This is a genomic window from Pseudomonas sp. G5(2012) (assembly GCF_000408945.1).
In the GTDB taxonomy this organism is placed as follows: domain Bacteria; phylum Pseudomonadota; class Gammaproteobacteria; order Pseudomonadales; family Pseudomonadaceae; genus Aquipseudomonas; species Aquipseudomonas umsongensis.
The window spans coordinates 1-6,534 of sequence record NZ_APIO01000088.1 but is presented as its reverse complement, the minus strand read 5'-3'; the positions used below and the strand labels follow the sequence as shown (position 1 = coordinate 6,534).

The 6,534-nt window shown below is 54.9% G+C and carries 5 protein-coding genes and 1 pseudogene; all 6 read right to left on the bottom strand.

All coding sequences use genetic code 11. The features are described 5' to 3' along the window. Positions 1-351: pseudogene (locus PG5_RS34615) on the bottom strand (type VI secretion protein VasK); the annotation flags it as partial. Further along, complete coding sequence (locus tag PG5_RS23740; RefSeq protein ID WP_256228730.1) at positions 352-1,515, bottom strand: hypothetical protein; 1,164 nt, start codon at positions 1,513-1,515, stop codon at positions 352-354. It abuts the pseudogene before it with no gap. Between the two features lie 168 nt (positions 1,516-1,683). After that, complete coding sequence (locus PG5_RS23735) at positions 1,684-2,253, bottom strand: hypothetical protein (protein WP_042955693.1); 570 nt, start codon at positions 2,251-2,253, stop codon at positions 1,684-1,686. A 294-nt stretch (positions 2,254-2,547) separates the two neighbouring features. After that, complete coding sequence (locus PG5_RS23730) at positions 2,548-2,988, bottom strand: hypothetical protein (protein ID WP_042955691.1); 441 nt, start codon at positions 2,986-2,988, stop codon at positions 2,548-2,550. Continuing rightward, positions 2,989-5,619, bottom strand: coding sequence for a hypothetical protein (locus tag PG5_RS35025; protein ID WP_020799673.1), 2,631 nt, complete (start codon positions 5,617-5,619; stop codon positions 2,989-2,991). Between the two features lie 28 nt (positions 5,620-5,647). After that, on the bottom strand, positions 5,648-6,534 hold an 887-nt coding region (locus PG5_RS23720; protein WP_052024728.1), incomplete at its 5' end, for a type VI secretion system Vgr family protein.

The following is a 6,534-nucleotide window of genomic DNA, read 5'->3' as shown; positions in this document are numbered from 1 at the left end:
GCGCCAGAAGGGGCCGTAGTATTTATTAAGATACACCTGAGCCACGCTAACTTGATGGGTGCTCGGGGCTTTCGGACTATCCGAACGCGTTCGCTTGGGCACATCATCCGCAGCCTCTGCGCGATGCACCGAGTATCCCAGACGGCACCACAAAAGGCGGTAGGCTCCCAGGCCTATCAGCGCGATAAAAGTGAGCGCTGGTATCGCCAACAACCAAGTGTTTTGTCGGTCACTGCCAGAACCCATTCCTAGCCACTGAGGAAAATACCAGACCAGAATTTCGAGGAGCACTCCGGTCAGGATCAATAGGCCGCCCCGTAAATCCGGCCTTGGAGAGCGTCGAGACTGCATTCAAGATTCCTTCGTTGAAAGCGGCAGGACGGGCACCAGCACCGTACTCCACAGCCCCGCGTCGACGGCGCTGTCACCACTGAAAATGAATTGCGGCCCAGCACTGCGCTGAATGGCCTGTGTCGCGGCTGCGATTGCCAGCCATGGTGAAGTGGTACCGGGGTGTCCCAACAACGCATCCAGGTCGATCAAGCCTTGGTTGTGCTTGACCGGCATCGGCACTTCAGCCAGAACGGTGCTTATTGCCGTCTGGTATTGCGCAGCAGTTCCCGCCCGCCAGATCTGCTCAATCGACTGGGCATCCAGTGGCACCCAATCCAGCGCTTGGCGAGTGGCATACATCAATGCCTCAGGAGTGGGCGCTCGCGCCTGCTCCGGCCGGTGAAGGTAGGCGATTGGCGGTAAAGTGGTTTGCGTCAATCGGTTGCCCAGCAGTAGCCCTACGGCCGCTTCTGCCTTGCCTTCAGGCTGTAGCAGAGCAAACTGCAATGCCACCACCAGCAGTAGCGCCTGATCATCAATGCGCTGATCGAGCCACTGGTCCAATGCAACTAACCCTTGCCCCTCCACGGGCACCGCTGACTGTCGGATTCCGGAGGCGTTCCACGCCCGTTGCCATGCCGGACGCCACTGTCCCGGCGACAGTCCGCTCTCAACCTCCAGCAACAATGCCAACGGCTTTTCGTCCGGAAGATGTGTCAGCGTTTGCGCCAGTTCAGCGAGAACCTGACTGAAGATACCGAGCAGTACCTTTTCCAAATCCTCATGCTTTGCGCCAGATAAGCGGCTATGACGCACGATGGCTTCATCCAACCGGGTTGGTTGCGACGTCAGTACCTCTATCCTGCTCAGCAAGCCATCGAGTTGTATGGCCCCCTCTTCACCCGGACTTCGCAGGGCAGTGAACAGGCTCGTGCTTAACACCTGCTGGGAGCGCCGACCTCGGCGCATTTTGCGGCGCAGATCTTCATCGCGGGCCGCGTCCCAGCCCTCGGCTGCGCCGTATTGACCGTTGTATAAGAGCAGCCGACCGAACAGCAGTACGCACCAAAGGAGAAGCGGTAAGCCCAATGCTCGCTGCCAGCCATCAATGGATTGCGTATGCAACGGTTCACCGCTGAACAATAAGGACTCCCCCACGCCCAACAACAGAAGCAGTGGCAACAAACATGCCCAGAACCCGATACGAGGGGGCGCGGGACGTGGGGCCGGAGGAGAGATTTTATCCAGTCTGATAGGCATGATTACCTTTCACCCGATAATACTGAGGCGAAAGAGGTTAATACACTACCTGACGAGCAGAAAATAATGGAATTCTGACCCCATCGATGCCTATTCTTTTTCACAATGGCCCGTCTCATTAAGTTTTATCGAATTTTGCGGCACCCATGCCTCAAAAATATTTTTCGCAGAGTAACGAACCTTCACCCATTCGCCTTCGCCCTGAACATCAAGTATTGAAACGGCGTCTCCCTTTACCAGGTATGGTTGAGATTTTTTTGAAGCTGAAGGCGTGCTTGAAAGATGTACACGCTCAACAGATATACAGGCGAAAGCATCTATACTTGCACCAAGAAATTTAATCGAAAATTTTCCTATGCCACCCTCATCATAAATAGTCACTCTATCCAAATCGGAGTTTATGGGCTCCCTTAACTCAAATTTATAAAACCTCCCTTGATAGCCCTTGTACGTCTCTAGCGTCGAAAAGGGTCCATCGCGCTTAACACTAACCATCTGACCTTTTTCATTGACATAAGGAGAACCAAATAACTCATCCTGCTCAACAAAGGAAATCAAGCCGCTTTTTATTTCAGAAAAAAATAAAGCGTACACGCTATTTGGCCCTGCCTCGAACACCTTCACAAATATATCCTTAACATCATTATCATTGACATCCACAAACAAGACTTCCTTCGATCTCCCAGTTCTCTGAACGCCCTCTTTGAGTAGCTCCCACTCACTGCCAACAATTCGAAACCAATACTTACCTCGCTCGAGCTTTACCTCAAAAAAAAATCATCAGCCAAATTGGAACTGTAAACTTCAGCATTGCCATCAATACTTGCACAACTCTGCGCACTCAAATTAATCAGCAGAAATACCATTAACACAGAAAATTTACTTTTTAAGAATTTCATCACTCCACCAAAGTAGCTTCCAACGCCCTTTAACTGAACCCGTTTCAGACTGCGACTACCTCTCGAAATCCGCACAAAACTCTTTACGCACGAAATCTTTCTCCTTACAGGAGAGGTGATCTGCCAAACCATTTGAAAATATTATCTCGCAGGACATTACTATTTCACCAATAGGCTGAAGCGGTGTAACCCCAACCTCAAAAACAAGTTTCCCAGCTTTAAAAGCTCCAACTTTAAAATCCACCGCTGCATAATCATCTGCAATTTTCTTTCCATCTATCGAGCAGATATCTTTCTCGCCTAATATCTCCCCACCGCCTCCCGGAACTAAGCTTTGAACAATAAGGCAAGACTCCCCCGACAGAAGCAAAAATCGTACAAACAGCTCTCCTACATCTCCCGTACCAGCCATAATTACTCTTTTATAGTCATGCTCCTTAGCTTCAACCAGACTCACCGCACAAATTAGTAACACAAGGAAAATTGATATATTCATCTACAGATACTCCGCACGACGTTTAAACCTATCATCAGGAACACCTCCCCAATAAACCCGGTTGGATATGATGCTCCTCACCGCCCAAATATTGTTATCTACAAAAGGCTTTTGAATATAGGATCTTGAATTTGTGGTGTAGTCACCTCTGTAAATCAGATCAATTACAATATCCTGTACTTTGCCACTCACCTCATCCCAACGGAGCACACCATAATCAGCCTTATTAATATTTGAATTCGATATACGAATCACTTCTTTTTTCATATGATCGTAAACTAGCAAAAACAAGCAATATTGTTGCCACCTGTTAATTTGGTGTTTTCGTATTTCGTCCGAAGCATTGGCAATGTAGTCCCTCGCTGCGGCACCCTGTAGGCCTTTAGCACCAATCAGCCAAGATCGTAATGGCTCCTGAACGCCGGCATCATTAAGATCTCTTCCAGGATTAGGTCGTTGCCCTAGATCGTAACCACGTCCAATTGTTACGCCAGACACGCCACCTGGCCAATGAGCAACCCGGCTGAAGTATTTAGACAATGGATGTAGTTCATCATCAATGTCGTTCCCCTCTGCATCGAAAGTCAGTTGACCATAAGGGACTATCAGCCAGCCCAAATCGTCTTCATCGATAGCAGCACAGAAACTAGCAATCAGCCCAATCGGATGAAAGTGATAAACCTTCCCCCACGACGGCAACCCCACCTTCTCCGCCACCTCTTCCCACCAACTTATTTCCTTGATCCGCTCCTTCTCCGCCAACCAGTTCAAGTGCGGGGTCGAGCCGCTATGCCCGAGCATTTCATCCAGCACGTCCCAGACATGCGCCCGGTGAAACCACTCGCTTTCCTTGCGGATGATCATCTGCGCGATGGCTTGTGCCTGCGCGGGTACTCTGAGCGCCGCTTGCAGTTCTTCGGCGGTGATCTTGCCGTCGCGGTTGCGGTCGATGATGTCGAACAAGCGGCTCCTGATCGGCCCCCGGTCCTCGTCGTCAGCCAGAGTCTGGTAGCGTTCCAGCTGCGCTTCGCTGAAGCGACGCATGCCGCGCATGAACGAGGCCATGGCGTGGATGGGCCGGCCGTAGTCGTGCAGGACCTCGTAGCCTACCCAATCCCAGGGACTGACCCAGGGTGTGAGCCCCACGTCTTCGCGGACCCAGCCGTTGAGCGGGTTGCCATCGGCGTCGTGCAGCAGGTCCTTGAGGTGGTACCAGTTGAAGGCCCTTCGGTCCGGGGTGGCGGGTACGGCAATCCTGTCCTCGGCCGGCAGGCTCTCAAGCAGGCTTTTGGGGATCAGCAGGTCGGCGGCGCTCAGCGGGTCAGTCTCGCTCGGCACTGGCCAGCGCGTGACGTTCGCACCCTCGAGAGGCGCCATCACTGCGGTGCCCTTGGCCAGTTTCAGCCAGGTGCGTTCGCGGGCTGGCAGGCGCTGGGCCCAGGCGCGACTGGCCGTAATGAAGACTTCCACGTCTTGTTCGCTGAACGTTTCCAGGTGCAGCTTTTTTTCCGCTCGTTCGGCCCCTTCGCTGTGATAATCGCCGACATGGCCGATCAGCGCGCCGGCCTGGATGGCGACGGGCGTGTCGAGCACCACGATCTGGTCCGTCGCCTGCGGTTCCATTGCGCTTTGCAACGAAGCGAACTGGACGTACTGCCTGACCCGTTCCAGTTTGCGAAATTCACCTTCACCGCTGACGGTGACGATCGTGCCGTTGGGCAATTTGCTGATTTCCTGGTTGTGCAGGCTCGCTTCGGAACGCACTTTGAGCGCATCGCCATTCGTTTCGATGCGGTGCTCGCCGTCAACCAACGGATGCAGATAGCGGGAGGCGAGGTAACCGCGCAGCGAACCGTCGGCTTCGCTCAGGCTGGCCGGGCCCAGGCGGTTTTCCAGGCGGCGGTAATCGCCCTTGTCACTGATGATCACCTCGGCGCCGCAGGGCAAGAAGTCGGCGACCTTGCCGGACCAGGGGCGGTAGTACACGTTCAGGCCGCGCTGTTCAGGATCGTCGGGGTGGGGATCGTTCGCCGATGCCTTGACCCGATGCACTTCGCTCTCGGGCCAGAACCCAGGGCGCGCGAGGGTCGAATTTTTCTCATACTTCGCCCAATCCTCCAGGTGCATGTACAGGCTGTAGAAGATCAGGCTCGGCGGCTTATCGGTGCTGTTCGGGAGCTTCGGCGGCTGCAGGCGATGGCGCACCAGCACGAAGTTGCGCGAAAAGGGTTTCTGGACGGTCAATTTGTGGGCGTAGTAAGTGGTCTTCGGCGATTCGCGGTCGATGCGGTACGCCACCACTTCGCCGTCGGCCAGGCAGTGCACGGCGGATTGCTGCTTCAGGCCCGCGGCGGTGCCGCTATCGAAATGCACACCGCCGTGCCACAGGCCATTGCAGCCCAAAGGGTAGAAGCCGGCGGTGGCGTTAGCCAGATGGGTCAGTTGCTGCAACGGGTCGCGCGTGTCTTTGAACGGGTGGCACCAGTTTTTCAAGGGTGGCAATTGATCGGCTTTCGAAGCCGTCGTTGAGGGGATGGGCTGGGTATCGTGCGTTGGCCAGACCGGGGGCATGGCACTGGGGGTACTTGAGTCGTAGAGGCGTCCGAAAATCCAGTCGAGCAGCTTTGCCATGGTGTGTCGCTCCAGGTTTGCGAAAGAATCAGCCAGAGAAATCCGTACGGTCCAGGAACTGGACAGGGTATTCAGACCGTTGAGATAGCGACGGCATTTGCCGAACCTGCTCGCCAGGCCCCTTGAACTCGTGATGCGCAGCCTTGGCCTTGTGATCCCCCGCCGTCCCCGACTCGATGCCACTCGCATCGAGGATGTAGTAGCTGCCGCCGCCATTGAGGGTGATTTTCTTTTTCGCAGTGATATGGACTTCGTCTTCGGTGCTGGTGATCGATAGCCCGTGGCGAGCCAGCAGTTCCATGCCATCGTTCTGCGCCTGAATTTTTACGGCGCCCTGATTGGCGATCAGCTTGATCCCCAGCTTGCGCACGAACAGGCTAAGGCCCTGGCCCACACCCATGAACAGGCGCTTGACCACGCTGATATCGGCTTGGCCGCCAGCGTTGAGCATCAGGTTGTCCTGCGCTGCCAGTTGCAGGTGTTGGCCGCTGGTGAGGGCAATGCCTTGCGGGGCGCTGAGCAGCAGGACCGAGGCCTTGAGCTGCTCCAGGTCCTGGCGCAGCAGGTTCAGTTGCGCGCTGACGTCCGCCGGATCGGCGTTGGCGGCCTGGGCGTCGACCGAGAGTTTTTGCAGTTGTTCGCCGGCCTGTTGTAGGCGTTCGAGGGCCGGACTCATTTCCAGCACCTGGCCCTGGGCTTTCGGTTGTTCATCGGCACTGATGAACAACCCCTTGCCCCCACGAATACTCCCCCAATCATCCGTTCTTAGCTCAAACCCTTCCCCGCGCTTCTGCTTCTTCGCATCCACCAAATGCCCCAGATTCAGCTGACTCTTGCCGCCATACTCGGTACTGAGCTTGAGGTGCTCCTGCCCCCGCAGGTCTTCCATGCGCAGCTTGTTGTTCGCCGGTGTAC

What these genes read in the sequence shown, in the direction of transcription:
- PG5_RS23730 (WP_042955691.1), bottom strand. Translation starts at nt 2,988, where the DNA reads ATGAATATATCAATTTTCCTTGTGTTACTAATTTGTGCGGTGAGTCTG.
- PG5_RS35025 (WP_020799673.1), bottom strand. Translation starts at nt 5,619, where the DNA reads ATGGCAAAGCTGCTCGACTGGATTTTCGGACGCCTCTACGACTCAAGT.